This window comes from Streptomyces sp. AC627_RSS907, from assembly GCF_019049165.1.
In genome coordinates, this window is the sequence record NZ_JAGMUE010000280.1 from 2,488 (window position 1) to 17,303 (window position 14,816).

At 73.2% G+C, this 14,816-nt stretch carries 9 protein-coding genes and 1 pseudogene; 3 read left to right on the plus strand and 7 right to left on the minus strand.

The window, feature by feature from the left end; all coding sequences use genetic code 11:
* The 3 genes and pseudogenes from KUM32_RS33280 to KUM32_RS33290 form a co-directional block, all read right to left on the minus strand.
* Positions 1 to 5,586, minus strand: a pseudogene (locus tag KUM32_RS33280) (SDR family NAD(P)-dependent oxidoreductase); the annotation flags it as partial.
* 270 nt (positions 5,587 to 5,856) lie between these two features.
* On the minus strand, positions 5,857 to 7,425 hold the full coding sequence (locus KUM32_RS33285) for a PH domain-containing protein (RefSeq protein ID WP_217145648.1): 1,569 nt from the start codon (positions 7,423 to 7,425) through the stop codon (positions 5,857 to 5,859).
* Positions 7,422 to 7,919 carry a PH domain-containing protein gene (locus tag KUM32_RS33290; protein ID WP_217145649.1) on the minus strand — a complete coding sequence of 166 codons (498 nt, stop codon included), beginning with the start codon at positions 7,917 to 7,919 and terminating at the stop codon, positions 7,422 to 7,424. Before KUM32_RS33290 ends, KUM32_RS33285 begins: the two co-directional genes overlap by 4 nt.
* A 154-nt stretch (positions 7,920 to 8,073) precedes the next feature.
* Between KUM32_RS33290 and KUM32_RS33295 the strand changes: the two genes are divergently transcribed.
* Together KUM32_RS33295 and KUM32_RS33300 are read left to right on the plus strand one after the other, a co-directional pair.
* Positions 8,074 to 8,595: a nitrilase-related carbon-nitrogen hydrolase gene (locus tag KUM32_RS33295; protein WP_217145650.1), complete on the plus strand. Its 522-nt coding sequence runs from the start codon at positions 8,074 to 8,076 to the stop codon at positions 8,593 to 8,595.
* Entirely contained in the window at positions 8,592 to 10,256 is a 1,665-nt protein-coding gene (locus KUM32_RS33300) for an NAD(P)/FAD-dependent oxidoreductase (protein ID WP_254406494.1), read from the plus strand. The genes KUM32_RS33295 and KUM32_RS33300 overlap by 4 nt, the downstream gene beginning before the upstream one ends.
* A gap of 90 nt (positions 10,257 to 10,346) precedes the next feature.
* Here KUM32_RS33300 and KUM32_RS33305 read toward each other — a convergent pair whose 3' ends face one another.
* Genes KUM32_RS33305 through KUM32_RS33320 form a run of 4 tightly spaced genes read right to left on the minus strand, consistent with a single transcriptional unit; the run spans position 10,347 to position 13,829 of the window.
* Positions 10,347 to 10,967, minus strand: a complete 621-nt coding sequence (locus KUM32_RS33305) for a response regulator transcription factor (protein WP_217145651.1) — start codon at positions 10,965 to 10,967, stop codon at positions 10,347 to 10,349.
* Positions 10,964 to 12,136, minus strand: a complete 1,173-nt coding sequence (locus tag KUM32_RS33310; protein ID WP_217145652.1) for a sensor histidine kinase — start codon at positions 12,134 to 12,136, stop codon at positions 10,964 to 10,966. Before KUM32_RS33310 ends, KUM32_RS33305 begins: the two co-directional genes overlap by 4 nt.
* Positions 12,133 to 12,987, minus strand: coding sequence for an ABC transporter permease (locus tag KUM32_RS33315; RefSeq protein WP_217145653.1), 855 nt, complete (start codon positions 12,985 to 12,987; stop codon positions 12,133 to 12,135). Before KUM32_RS33315 ends, KUM32_RS33310 begins: the two co-directional genes overlap by 4 nt.
* A complete protein-coding gene (locus KUM32_RS33320) occupies positions 12,987 to 13,829 on the minus strand; it encodes an ABC transporter ATP-binding protein (RefSeq protein ID WP_217145654.1) in 843 nt (280 codons plus the stop codon). The genes KUM32_RS33315 and KUM32_RS33320 overlap by 1 nt, the downstream gene beginning before the upstream one ends.
* Positions 13,830 to 13,969: 140 nt before the next feature.
* Between KUM32_RS33320 and KUM32_RS33325 the strand changes: the two genes are divergently transcribed.
* Entirely contained in the window at positions 13,970 to 14,797 is an 828-nt protein-coding gene (locus KUM32_RS33325) for a metallophosphoesterase (protein WP_217145655.1), read from the plus strand.
* Positions 14,798 to 14,816 lie beyond the last annotated feature (19 nt).

A 14,816-nucleotide genomic window follows, 5' to 3' on the forward strand; every position in this document is an offset into this window, starting at 1 on the left:
CACGCGACGGCCCGCGGCACGCGCCGACGAGAGCCGCTCCACCAGTAGCATCCCCGCGCCCTCGCCCCAGGCCGTCCCGTCCGCCGCCGCGGCGAACGGCTTGCACCGACCGTCCGCAGCAAGCCCCCGCTGCCGGGAGAAGTCGATGAACGCGTCCGGGGTGGACATGACGGTGACGCCACCGGCCAGAGCCATGGAGCACTCACCGGACCGCAGGGCCTGCACCGCCAGGTGCAGCGCGACCAGCGACGACGAACACGCCGTGTCCACCGTCACCGCCGGCCCTTCGAACCCGAAGGTGTAGGAGATGCGCCCGGAGACGACACTGCCGGACGTGCCGGTACCGAGGTATCCCTCCAGGTCGGTGGGGATGTCCTGCCGCTGGGAGGCGTAGTCCTGGCCGTTGGAGCCTGCGAATACGCCGATCTGCTCACCGCGCAGCGACAGCGGGTCTATCCCGGCGCGCTCGAACGCCTCCCACGACGTCTCCAGCAGCAACCGCTGCTGCGGATCCATCGCCAACGCCTCACGCGGCGAGATCCCGAACAACCCCGCATCAAACTCACCGGCGTCATACAGGAACCCGCCCTCACGGACATACGACGTCCCCGCATGATCCGGATCCGGATGGTACAACGACTCCAGATCCCAGCCCCGGTCCACCGGGAACCCACCAACCGCATCCCCACCCGAAGCGACCAGCCCCCACAACGCCTCCGGCGTATCCGCACCCCCCGGGAACCGGCACCCCATCCCCACGATCACAACCGGATCGTCACCACCACCACCGACGGCGGCCGGCACCGCACCCACCGCCTCCACCGAACCACTCAACTCACCCAGCAGGAACGCCGCCAGCCGCTCCACACTCGGATAGTCGAACGCCAACGTCGCCGGAAGCACCAGACCAGTCGCACCCTGCAACCGGTTCCGCAACTCCACCGCCGTCAGCGAATCAAAACCCAGCTCCCTGAACGCACGCCCCGGCGCCACCGCCTCACCCGACACATGCCCCAGCACCACCGCCACCTGCGACCGCACGACATCGCTGACGAACCGCTCCCGTTCCCCGGCGGGCAGGCCGGCCAGCCGCTGGCCGAACGTGGAGAACACCGTCTCGGCGACGGCGGGCGTCCCGGCCTCGGGGAGTTCGTCGAAGAGCGGACGCGGACGCGTGGCAGCGAAGAGCGCCAGGAAGTCGTCCCAGCGGACGTCGGCGATCGTCAGCGCGCCCTCGTCGCGACCCACCGCGTCGGCCAGCGCGGCCACCGCCCGCCGCGGGTCCATCGGCACGAGGCCCTGGCGCCGCAGCAGCTCGGTCTCGCCCTGGTCGGCGGCCATGCCGATCCGCGCCCAGGGTCCCCAGGCGATGGCCGTGCCGGGCAGGCCGGCCGCGCGCCGACGGGCGATCAGCCCGTCCAGAGCCGCATTCGCCGCCCCGTACACCGCCTGCCCGCCACTGCCCCACACCCCCGAGACCGACGAGAACACCACAAACGCGTCCACATCACCGACCAGAGCGTCCAGATGCAACGCCCCGTCCACCTTCCCGGACAGCACACGCCTCACATGCGGCTCATCCGCCTCCACCAGCGAAGCATCCTCACCCACACCCGCCGCATGCACGACCGCATCAACCCGGCCGACAACCGTCAGCAGAGCCTCAACCGCAGACCGGTCAGCCAGATCACACGCATGCACCTCCGCACAGGGCAACTCCTCCAACAGCCCCGCAGCACCCTCCGCACCCAGACCACGCCGCGACACCAACACCACACGCCCGGCACCCTCAGCCGCAGCCCACCGCGCAACCTCCGCACCCAGACCACCCGTACCACCAGTCACCAACACCGTCCCCCGAGGACGCCACCCAGCACCCACACCCCCCGACGACACACCCCCAGACGACACCCGCTCCAGACGCCGCACCAACACCCCACCACCACGCACCGCGACCTGGTCCTCCACCCCCAGACCACCCGCAAGCACCACACCCACCCGAGCCGCCACCCGAGCATCCACCACCACCGGCAGATCCAGCAGACCACCCCACAACCCCGGATGCTCCAGACCCACCACCCGCCCGAAACCCCACAACGCAGCCTGACCCACATCCACCGGACCATCCGCCCGACCCGTCGACACCGCCGCACACGTCACCAACCACAACGGGGCAGTGCACTCGACATCGATCAAGGCTTGGACCAGCTCCAGGGCCTGGGAGACGGAGGCCGGGGAGGCGAGTACGCCGGTGAGGTCCGTGGGAAGCGTCGTCGCGTCGGTCAGCGGGACGACGGTCGCGCCCAGAGCGGACAGTGCCGCGGCCAGGCCGTGGCGGTCGTCCCCGATCCAGGCCCAGGTGCCGGAGAGTGTGGCAGGGGTCGGTTCGGTCGCCGGGTGCCAGGTGACGCGGTAGCGCCAGCCGTCGATCAGGGACCGCTCCCGGCCACGGGCCCGCCAGGAGGCCAGGGCCGGGAGTACGTCGGCGACGGCCCCGGTGTCGACGCCGAGTTCCGCGGCGAGCGCGGGGAGGTCGGCGCGGTCGACCGCGTCCCAGAAGTGGGTGTCGGCGGCGTCGGCGGACGTGCCGGGGCGTGCGGGGGTGCTCTCCAGCCAGTAACGCTGCCGCTGGAAGGCGTAGGTGGGGAGGTCCACGACGCGGGCGTCGGGGTAGAGGGCGGACCAGTTCACCGGTGTGCCGTGGGCGTGCAGGGTGGCCAGGGCCGTGACGGCGGTGGTGGCTTCGTCGTGGTCGCGGCGCAGGAGCGGTACGCAGACCGCTTCGGGGGCCGCCTGGCGCGCGAGGGCGGTGAGGGTCGCGTCCGGTCCGAGTTCCACGTACGTGGTGACGCCGTCCAGCGCGTCGAGCGCGTCGGCGAACCGGACGGGGCGGAGGATGTGGTCGGCCCAGTACGCGGGGTCGGTCCACTGGCCGGGCTCGACAGGGCGGCCGGTGACCGTGGAGACGACGGCCAGTTTCGGCTCGCGGAAGGTGAGGAAGCGCAGCAGGCGGCGGAACTCGGCGAGCACCGGTTCCATGAGCCGGGAGTGGAAGGCGTGGCTGGTGCGCAGCCGGGTGGTCTTCCAGCCTCGTTCGGTCGCCTCCGCCGCGGCCTGGGTGACGGCGCTGTCGGGACCCGAGACGACGACGGCGTTCGGCCCGTTGACGGCGGCGATGTCGAGGTGGGGGAAGGTGTCGCGGACGTCGGACTCGGTGGCCTGGACGGCGAGCATCGCGCCGCCGGGGGGCAGTTCCTGCATCAGCCGGCCGCGGGTGGCGACCAGGGCGGCGGCGTCGGCGAGGGAGAGGACCCCGGCGGCGTGGGCGGCGGCGATCTCGCCGATGGAGTGGCCGACCAGGACGTCGGGGGTGACGCCCCAGTGGCGGAGGAGGGCGAGGGAGGCGACCTCCACGGCGAAGACGGCGGGCTGCGCGTACTCGGTACGGCCGAGGAGTTCCTCGTCGGTGAGGGCGTCGGCCAGGGGGCGTTCGAGTTGGCGGTCGAGGTACCAGGCGGCCTCGTCGAAGGCGGCGGCGAAGGCCGGCTGGGCGGCGTACAGTACGCGGCCCATGGCGAGGCGTTGGGAGCCCTGGCCGGTGAAGAGGAAGGCGGTGCGGCCCCGGGGCGACGGCCCGGTCGCGGTGACGGCGTGTGCGGAGGGGGTGCCGGTGGCGAGGGCGGTGAGGGCCCGTGTGATCTGCTCGCGGTCGGTGCCGAGGGCGACGGCCCGGTGGGGGAAGTGGGTGCGGGTCGTGGCGAGGGAGAGGGCCAGGTCGGCGAGGTCGGTGTCGGGTCCGTCGAGGCGGGTGAGGAGGTTCGCGGCCTGTCCGGCGAGGGCTTCGGGGGTACGGGCGGACAGGGGCAGTGCGATGACACCGGTGGCCGCGGTGCGGGGGCCGGGGGGCTGTTCGGCGGTCGGCGGTGCTTCGAGGATCAGGTGGGCGTTGGTGCCGCTCATGCCGAACGAGGAGACGGCCGCGCGGCGGGGCCGGTCGGTCTCGGGCCAGGGCTGCGTCTCGGTGAGCAGCCGTACGGCACCCGCGGTCCAGTCGACGTGCGGGGTCGGCTCGTCCACGTGGAGGGTCCGGGGCAGGCGGCCGTGCCGCAGTGCCTGGACCATCTTGATGACGCCGCCGACCCCGGCCGCGGCCTGGGCGTGTCCGATGTTGGACTTGAGGGAGCCGATCCAGAGAGGGGCGCCGGTGCGGTTCTGGCCGTAGGTGGCCAGGAGGGCCTGGGCCTCGATGGGGTCGCCGAGGGTGGTGCCGGTGCCGTGGGCCTCGACGGCGTCGACGTCCGCCGTGTCCAGGCGGGCGTTGGCGAGGGCCTGGCGGATGACGCGTTGCTGGGAGGGGCCGTTGGGGGCGGTGAGACCGTTGGAGGCGCCGTCCTGGTTGACGGCGGAGCCGCGGATGACGGCGAGGACGCGGTGGCCGGCGGCCTGGGCGGTGGAGAGCCGTTCGACCAGCAGCATGCCGACGCCCTCGGCCCACGCGGTGCCGTCGGCCGCCGCCGCGAACGGCTTGCAGCGGCCGTCGGCGGCGAGGCCGCGCTGCCGGGAGAAGGCGACGAAGGAGGCGGGGCTGGCCATCACGGCGACGCCGCCGGCCAGGGCCATCGTGCACTCGCCCTGGCGCAGCGCCTGCGCGGCGAGGTGGAGGGCGACCAGGGAGGAGGAGCAGGCCGTGTCGACAGTGAGGGCGGGGCCCTGGAGGCCGAGGGTGTAGGAGACCCGGCCGGAGGCGACGCTCGCGGCGTTGCCGGTGACGAGGTAGCCCTCCAGGGAGTCGGTGGCGTCCTGGAGGCGGGGCCCGTACTCCTGGGTCTCGGCGCCGACGAAGACGCCGACGCGCTGGTCGCGGAGGGTGTGGGGAGGGATGCCGGCGCGTTCCAGTGCTTCCCAGGAGGTTTCCAGGACGAGGCGCTGCTGGGCGTCCATGGCGAGGGCTTCGCGCGGGTTGACGCCGAAGAAGTCGGCGTCGAACTCGGCGGCGTCGTAGAGGAAGCCGCCGTGGCGGGTGTAGCTGGTGCCCGGTGCGTCGGGGTCGGTGGAGTGGAGGGCGTCGAGGTCCCAGCCGCGGTCGGTGGGGAACGCGCCGATGGCGTCGGTGCCGGTCTCGACGAGTTGCCACAGCGCCTCGGCGGAGTGGACGCCGCCGGGGAAGCGGCAGGCCATGCCGACGATGGCGATGGGCTCGTCGGTGTCACCGGTGGCCGGGCCGGCGTCGGCCGGTTCCGGGGTGAGGCCGAGGAGTTCGGCGTGGAGGTGGCGGGCGAGCGCGGCCGGCGTGGGATGGTCGAAGGCCAGCGTCACGGGGAGTGCGAGGCCGGTCGCGGCGGTCAGCCTGCTGTGCAGTTCGACCGCGGTCAGCGAGTCGAAGCCGTTCTCGAAGAACGTGCCGTCGGCCGTGACCGGTTCGCCGGCGGGGCGGCGCAGCGCGGCGGCGGCCAGTTCGGTCACCAGGTCGGTGAGCGACTGCTGTGCGTCCGCTGCCGGCAGGCCGGCCAGGCGGCGCCGCAGCTCCGTTCCGGCGTCCTGCGCGGCCCGCGTCGCCGCTTCGGTTCCTGCCGATCCGTCACCGCTCGGCACAGATGCTCCGAACTCCCCGGACGAATTCATCATCTAGCGCCCACCTTCGGCGAGTAGAACCGTGGATAGCCCACACCGTCCGGCGAGGCTAACCAGCGGGTTCCTTCACCACAGCTCCTAGCGCACCCCTATTGGGAGGGGTGCGGCGCGGGGGCGGGGAGGCGATCGCGTCCCGGGTGTTCCGGACGCGGGGCCGTTCCCGGGTGTACCGGACGCAGGGCCGTTCCCGGGTGGGCAGGGCGCGGGGCCGTTCCCGGGTGTTCGTCACGCGGGGTCGGGGCTGCGCCCACGGTCCGTTCTCCGGGGGACGCGGGCTTCCGCGGGGGCGTCGGGGCCCTGTGCGGGCGCCGGTTCCAGGAAGGCGTCCAGCATTCCGGGGGTCGCCTCGTGGGCGAGGGCGAGGGCGTCGGCGAGGGCCACGTCGCGGATCTTGTAGCCGCCCCGTCCGGCGGCGACCATCACGACGACGGTGGCCAGTCCGGCGCGGCGCTGGAAAGCCGACTGGTTGACGCTGTAGGCGAGGATGCCCGACCGGTCGAGCAGGACGGTGCGCCGGGCGTAGGTGCCGTAGCGGGTGACCAGGTAGCGGCCGTGCAGGCCGCTGCCGAGGTTGCGGTAGGCGTCGACGGCCGCGGCGAGTGCGGCGGGGACCAGGACGAGGGCCGAGGTCCAGGCGATGTGCAGCAGTACGTCGGTGAGGAGCGCGCCGAGGACGAGCAGGGGTGTCTCGGCGAGGACGACCGCCGCGAGGGCCCAGGTGATCCGGCGGCGCAGGGCGGCCCGGGGCGGCCGGGACAGGCGGAGGCCGGTCAGGAATCCCGGGGCCTCGCCGAGGACTGCGGCGGCCACCCGTTCCGTCTCCCGCCATGAGGCGGGCGGGAGCAGGGCGCTCTTCGTGGAGGTGGACCGGTCGTCGGCCTTGCCCAGTCCGGTGGCGATGGCGTTGAGGCGGGCGCCCCGGGCCAGGCGCAGGGGCTGGGGTTCGGCGATCTGGATTCCGCGCAGCCGGCGGCGTTCCAGCCAGAGCGAGCGGGTGTTGAACATGCCGCGGCGCAGCCGCAGTGCGCCGTCGTCGACCTGTTCGAGCCGGTAGTCCCACCAGGTCTCGACGAACGTCACCAGGGAGGTGAGCGCGCCGAGCAGGATGACGACGAGGACGGGCAGGGTGATCGCGGCCCACAGAGGGAGGGCGGTCAGGGCGGACCAGGCGGCGCGGAGAAAGCCGACGTCGGCCGGGTTGACGCGCAGGGAGTCGAGGAGCCGGGCGAACCCGCCGGCGGCGAAGCCGACCCAGGCCAGGCCCCAGACGGTGAGCGGCGCATACCACAGCCAGCGCGGGCGCAGCACGGCCAGGGTGGTGTCGGCCGCGGTGCCGTCCGGCGCCAGGTGGTGGCGCAGGCGCTCGGCGGCGTCGCGGGACACGCCGTCGAGGGAGAGTTCCCGGGTGTCGGCGAAGACGTGGGCGCCGGCGCTGACGCGGACGGTGCGCAGTCCCAGGGCCCGGTGCAGGGGGCCGGCGGTGATGTCGACGCTGCGGACGCGGTCGCGGGGCACCGCGCGGTGGCGGCGCAGGAGGGCGCCGGTGCGCAGCTCGACCCGGTCGTCGGTGACGCGGAACGAGGTGGTCAGCAGGCGGAGGGCGAAGACGCCGGAGACGACGAGGAAGGTCACGCCGATGGAGCCGAGGGTGATCACGGCGGCCAGGTCGGGGGTGCCGCCGGTGATCAGCAGCGTCAGAAGGGTCGAGCACAGCGGCGGGACCAGCCAGGTGAGGCAGATGGCGAGCATGCGCGGGTGCAACCGCTGCCAGTGGGCCGCCGTCGCGTCGGTCACTGGCCGTCTCCGGGCAGGGCCTGGGCGCGGGTGGCCAGGGCGTCGGCGAGTTCGGCCGCCACGTCGCGGTCCAGGCCCTGGATGCGGATCGGTCCGGCCGCCGACGCGGTGGTCACGACCAGTCCGGTCAGCCGGAACATGCGCTGGAGGGGGCCGCTGGCGGTGTCGACGGTCTGCAGCCGGGCCAGTGGTGCGATCCGCGCCCGCTGCCAGAACCAGCCGGAGACCGCGTAGACGGCGTCGTCGGTGGCTTCCCAGCGGTGGACGCGGTACCGCCAGACCGGCATCACCAGCAGGTAGGCCGCTCCGGCCGCGGCGACGACGGCGAGGCTCAGCCCGAGCCAGGTGCGGGCCGGTGGGATCAGCGCGGTGAGCAGCGCCAGTACCAGGATCGGGGGGAGGACGACGACGGCGGCCTGGGCGGTCCACCAGCCCAGCGCGCGGCGTTCGAGCCGATGACGTGGGGGCCGTAGACGCGGTTCACGGCGGGGCACGTCGCCACTGTAGAGGCCGTCGCGATCGGCGGGCAACACACCCCTGGTGGCACCGGTGCCATCCGAGTCGGCTAGGGGTTGCCGGCTGCGACGGGCACCGATAGCTCTTCTCCGTTCACGTCAACACGCCCTCGAATCACGGGACGAACGGCCGATGAATTCCTCAGGAACGGATCATTCCCCGGCGAGAGACCCCGGAGCGACGACGCCTTCCGGAGTCGTCCGTGTCGCCTGCCGGCAGCCGGCGTGGGCCGGTGGCGGCGCGGGCCTCGACGGATTTCCGGGCCGGCCGGCGCGCACCGCGGAGCGGGCAGCGGAGGGTGGTGCGGCGCTGCTGGTCGCACCGGAGACGCCGGCGACCGGGTATCAGCTGGGCGCGGTCCGCACCGCCGGCCTCGCGGAACCGGACGCCGGTGGCCTGACCGGGGGTGTGCGGGCGATCGGCGCGCGCACGGGTGTGGCCCTCGCGTACGGCCGGCCCGAGCTGACCGGTGAAGACGTCCACAACCGTGTGCGTCACGTCGACGCTCGGGGGGCGGTGGCGGCACGGCACCGCAGGACACACCTCGACCGGGCGGCGCTTGCCGCCTGCCGCGAGAACACGCCGTATCTGCGCGACCGGCGGCCCGGGTCGTACGGCGGTACGTGCGACAGCGTGTGCGGGGGCGCCGGATGACCGCGCTCGCGGAGGACCTGTCCGCGCCGCCGGTGACGATGTTCGGGCCCGACTTCCCGTTCCCGTACGACCGTTGGGTGCGGCACGCGGAGGGGCTGGGATCGGTTCCGGCCGGGGTGCTCGGTACGCGGGTCGCCGTGGTCGGCGGCGGGATCTCGGGGCTGGTCGCGGCGTACGAGCTGATGCGGCTGGGTCTGCGGCCGGTGGTGTACGAGGCGGAGCAGCTCGGCGGCCGGATGCGGACGGTGGGTTTTCCCGGGCATCCCGGTGCGGTCGCCGAGCTGGGGGCGATGCGGTTCCCGCCGTCGGCCACCGCCCTGTTCCACTACGTCGACCTGGTGGGGCTGGGGACGCGGCCGTTCCCGAACCCGATGGCCCCGACCACCCCGCACACCGTCGTCGACGTGGGTGGCGAGCGGCACTTCGCCCGGCTGCCCGAGGACCTGCCGTCGGTGTACCAGGAGGTGTACGACGCCTGGTACAAGGTGCTGGAGGAGGGCGCCGACCTGTCCGCGATGGACGCGGCGATCCGCCGCCGGGACACGGCGACGGTCAAGGCGCTGTGGAACCGGCTGGTGCCGCTCCTGGACGACCAGTCCTTCTACGGTTTCCTGGCGTCGTCGCCCGCGTTCGCCTCGTTCCGGCACCGAGAGATCTTCGGTCAGGTCGGGTTCGGCTCCGGTGGCTGGGACACCGACTTCCCCAATTCGATGCTGGAGATCCTGCGGGTCGTCTACACCGGGGCCGACGAGCGGCATCTGACACTGACCGGCGGCGCGCAGCAGCTGCCGCTGCGGCTGTGGGAGCACGTGCCGCGGCGGTCGGCGCACTGGCCTGGGGGGACGTCGCTGGCGTCGCTGCATCCGCAGGGGCCGCGGCCCGCGGTCAGGGCGGTCCGCCGGACCGGCGGGGGCATCCGGGTGGTGACCGCCGACGGGGCGGAGGAGTTCGCGGCGGCGGTGCTGACGCCGCAGGTGCGGTTGCTGCTCTCCCGGATCGACACCGATGAGGACCTGCTCCCGGCCGAGCTGTGGACGGCGGTGGAACGCACCCACTACATGGGTTCCTCGAAGCTGTTCGCGCTGGTCGACCGGCCGTTCTGGCGGGACATGGACGAGCGCACCGGTCGGCCGGTGATGGGCATGACGCTCACCGACCGGATGCCGAGAGGGGTGTACCTGTTCGACGACGGTCCGCACGAGCCGGGTGTGATGTGTCTGTCGTACACCTGGAACGACGACTCGATGAAGGCCGCCGCGCTCCCTCCCGACGAGCGGCTGGAGGTGATGCTGCGGCATCTGCGGCGGATCTATCCGGACGTGGACGTCCGGGGCCGGATCGTCGCGGAGCCGGTCGCCGTGTCCTGGGAGACCGAACCGTGGTTCATGGGGGCCTTCAAGAACAACCTGCCCGGCCACTACCGGTACCAGCGGCGGCTGTTCACCCACTTCGTGCAGGACACGCTGCCCGCGCACCAGCGGGGGGTGTTCCTCGCCGGGGACGACGTGTCGTGGACCGGTGGTTTCGCCGAGGGGGCGGTGACCACGGCCCTGAACGCGGTGTGGGGTGTGCTGCGCCACCTCGGGGGACGGACACCCGCCGGCAACCCCGGGCCGGGGGACGTCTTCTCCGCCATCGCGCCGATCGACCTGCCCTCCTGACGTATCCGGTGTGCCGGGCAGGTCAGGAGGGTGCGGGCGGCGGGTTGTGGGCATGCCCGTCCGGCCGTGAACCGGCCGCCGCCGAGGGGTTCACAGCAGTCCGGCCTGTACCGCCGCCATCACGGCGGCGGTGCGGTCGGACACGCCCAGTTTGGTGAAGATGCGCACCACGTACGTCTTCACGGTGGCCTCGGTGATGAACAGGGCGCGTCCGATGGCGGCGTTGGTGAGTCCCTCGGCCACCAGTCGCAGGACGTCGATCTCTCGGCGGGACAGGGTCTCGGGGCGGGGCCGGCGTACCTGGTGCAGGAGTTTCGCGGCGACGGTGGGCGACAGCACCGTCTCACCGCGGGCGGCGGCGCGGACGGACCGGGCGAGGTCGGTGGGTGAGGTGTCCTTCAGCAGGTAGCCGACGGCGCCGGCCTCGACGGCGCGCAGGATGTCACCGTCGGTCTCGTAGGTCGTCAGGATCACCACGCGGGTCGCGGGCAGTTCGGCGAGGATCGCGGCGGTGGCGCCGACGCCGTCGCCGTCGGGCAGCCGCAGGTCCATCAGGACGACGTCGGGCCTGAGGTCGCGGGCGGTGGTGAGCGCGGCGGCGGCGGACACGGCCTCGCCGACGATGGTCAGTCCCGGCTGGTCGTGGAGCATGGCGCGGATGCCGGCCCGGACCACCGGGTGGTCGTCGACCAGCAGTACGTCGATGGTCATGCGGGCACCTTGATCCGTACGTGCGTGCCCCGGCCGGGTGCGGACTCGACCCGCAGGGTGCCGCCTGCCTGGCGGACCCGGCGTCGCATCAGCGGCAGGCCGTGGCCGGAGGAGGTGGTGTCGGTGGTGAAGCCGAGGCCGTCGTCGCGTACTTCGAGCCGTACGCCGTCGTCGTCGGTGGCGAGGAGTACGTCGACGTGGTGGGCGCCCGCGTGTTTGCGGACGTTGCTCAGCGCTTCCTGGGCGTGGCGCAGCAGGTCGACGTTGAGGGCGGTGTCGGTGGGGTCGGGGGCGCCGTCGACGGTGAGGGTGGCGTCGATGCCGTGCAGGTCGCGGAGCCGGTCCAGTTCGCGGCGGAGACCTTCGACCAGGGACGCGGAGGTGGCCTGGGGCAGGGGGCGTGCGGTGATCAGGGCGCGGGCGTCGGCCAGGTTGTCGCGGGTGGTGGACTCGGCGAGCCGGAGGTAGTGGCGGGCGCGGGCGGGGTCGGTGTCCAGTGCCGCGCCCGTGGCCTGGAGCAGCATGACGGTGCTGGACAGTCCCTGGGCGAGGGTGTCGTGGACGACGTCGGCGACCTCTTCGCGTTCGGTGGCGCGTCCGGCCTCGTAGGAGAGGCGGCCGAGTTCGGCGCGGGTGCTCTCCAGTTCCCGGATGAGGGCGGCCCGTTCGGTGCTCTGACGGATGATCTGGCTGGCCCAGACACCCAGTACGACGGAGAGCGCGGCGACCGTCGCCCCGGCGACGCCCAGCGGCCAGCCGGAGCCGGGGATCAGGTCGCCGGCCGCGACCCGGCCGAGCCACACCAGGTTCATGGCGAGCACGGCCACCGCGCCGGCCACCGGGCCGACGGTCATGAACGCCGGGGCGCACAGCGCGAACAGCATGAACGCGCTGCCGGCCGCCAGCACGACCGCGCCGCCGAACACCAGCACCACACCGAGCTGGTAGAGCAGGGCGCGCGGGGTGCCCCGGCCGGAGCGGATGAGGCGGCGGCCGAGTGCGAGGTGGGCGGCGACCAGGAGCAGCAGCAGTGCGGCGGCGCCGGTCCGCCGGGCGGGGGCGGCGCCGCCGGCCAGCAGGACGGCGCCCAGGCCGGCCGCGCCGACCAGGACGAAGTAGGCGTCCCAGAGCGGCTGCCAGCGCAGCCATTCGTCGGGGGCGCGGCTCAACCGTCCTTCCTTCCCTGCCAGCGGAACGTCGTCAGGCACAGGATCAGACCTCCGAGGCACCAGGCCGCCAGGACGAGCGCGACACGGCCGTGCTCCCAGGAACCGGCCGGTTCGGTGCCGGCCGCCGCGTCGGGGAGGAACACCGAGCGGAAGCCCTGCGCCATCCATTTCAGCGGGAACACCGCGCCGACGTGCTGCAACACGGTCGGCAGCGTGGTGACCGGCACGATGAAGATACCCGAGACGAACTGCAGGACGAGGAACGGGAGGTTGACAATGGGTGCCGCACCGCGCACCGAGCGGGGGACGCTGCTCATCGCGGTGCCCAGCAGCGCGCACCCGGTGACGCCGAGCAGGAACACCCAGGCGAACGTCGCCCAGCGGCCGGCGCCGGTGGGCAGCGGCAGGTCGTAGAAGAGCACGGCGACGGCGAGGACGACGACGACCTCGGCGACGGCCGTCACCAGCACCAGGATGATCTTGCCGATGAAGTAGGCGACGGGGGGCATGGGGACGCCGCGCAGCCGTTTGAGGGTGCCGTCCTCGCGGTCGCTGGTGATGCTGACGGCGAGGTTGACGAAGCAGGTGGAGCCGATGCCACCGGCGATCATGCCCGCGGCCAGCAGTTGGCTGGAGGGGATGCCGGTGGCGCTGAGCTGTTTGTCGAAGATGGAGCCGAGGAGGATCAGCAGGACGACGGGCAGGGCGAAGGTGAAGATCACGGCGGTGCGTTCGCGGAAGAACTGGCGCAGTTCCACGCCGCCGCGGGCCAGGCACAGCCGCCACACGGACGGCTCACGGACGGTGTGCGGGGCCGGTGCCGGGCGTTCGGTGGGAGCGGTGGTGGTCATCACGGGTTGCCGATCAGGTCGAGGTAGACGTCTTCCAGGGAGGGCCGGGTGACGGTGAGGCCGGGGACCTCGCCGTCGAACCGGGCGGCCAGTTCCCGTACGGACTCGGTGGGGCGGTCGGTGCGCAGGTGCCGGGGCGCACCGTCCTCGGTCCAGCGGACGGTGGCCTCGGCGGAGGCCCGGCCGCCGAGTTCGGCGGGTGTGTCGACGGCGACGATGCGTCCTGCGGCGATGACACCGACCCGGTGGGCCAGCGCCTCGGCCTCGTCCAGGTAGTGGGTGGTCAGCAGGATGGTGGTGGCGTCCTGCTCGGACAGCCGCCGGATCAGCGCCCAGAACTGCCGGCGTGCCTCCGGGTCGAATCCGGTGGTGGGCTCGTCCAGGAACAGCAGCCGGGGGCGTCCCACGACGCCGATCGCGACGTCCACGCGCCGGCGCTGGCCGCCGGAGAGGGTCCGGACCTTGCGGCCGGCCTTCTCGGTCAGGCCGACCAGGTCGAGCACCTCCTCGACGGGGCGCGGGTCGGGGTAGTACCCGGCGAAGTGCCGCACCGTCTCCGCGACGGTCATGTCGGCCATGTCCGAGGCGTTCTGCAGGACCAGGCCGATGCCGTAGCGCCAGCGGCGGGGCGCCCGCTGCGGGTCCTCCCCGAGCACCCGGACGTCGCCGCCGTCCCGTTTGCGGAAGCCTTCGAGGATCTCGACCGTGGTGGTCTTGCCCGCTCCGTTGGGGCCGAGCAGCGCGAATATCTCACCGTCGGCGATGTCCAGGTCCACGCCGTCGACGGCGGGAGTCCCGTGGTAGTTCTTGCGTAGTCCGCGTGCCTGCACCGCATCTGTCACCGTTTCAGCGTCGCCCGGTGCGGTTCCCGCCCGCGACGGCCCGCCGGCCGACAGGTGTCCATCGATCGGTGGACGGCGGCCCCGGCCCGGGGTGCGGTAGGGGTTGGGGCCGGAGCGGGGCACGTCTACGTTCGGGCACTGTGGAAGCCCCGACCCTGTTCGCGATCAGCGACCTGCACATCGCCTACGCGGAGAACCGTGCCGTCGTCGAAGGGCTGCGGCCCGCTCACGACGGCGACTGGCTGATCGTCGCCGGTGACGTCGGCGAGTTCTTCGCCGACGTGGAATGGGCGCTGAGCCTGCTCGCCGGCCGGTTCGCCAAGGTGATCTGGGTACCGGGCAATCACGAGCTGTGGACGCCCCGGGAGGACCCGGTGCAGCTGCGCGGCGAGGCCCGCTACCGCCGGCTGGTGGAACGCTGCCGGGAGCTCGGCGTCGTCACACCCGAGGACCCGTACCCGGTGTGGACCGGTCCGGGCGGTCCGGTCACCGTCGCGCCGCTGTTCCTGCTCTACGACTACTCGTTCCGGATGCCGGGCCTGGCCACCAAGGAGGAGTCGCTGGCCCACGCCTACGACGCGGGTGTGGTGTGCACCGACGAGATCCTGCTCCACCCCGACCCGTATCCCGGCCGGGAGGAATGGTGCCGGGCCCGGGTCGCCCGGAGCGAGCGGCGGCTCGCGGCCGTCGACCCGGAGCTGCGGACCGTACTGGTCAACCACTGGCCGCTGGTCCGCGAACCGACGCGGATCCTGCGGTACCCGGAGTTCGCCCAGTGGTGCGGCACCGAGCTGACCGCCGACTGGCACGTGCGGTACCGGGCCGCGGCGGTCGTGTACGGGCATCTGCACATTCCCCGGACCACCTGGTACGACGGGGTCCGCTTCGAGGAGGTGTCGGTCGGCTATCCGCGTGAGTGGCGCCTGCGGGCCGCGGAGCCGGGCCGGCTGCGCCGGGTGCTGGAGTGAGCGGGCGGCGGGTGCGGGA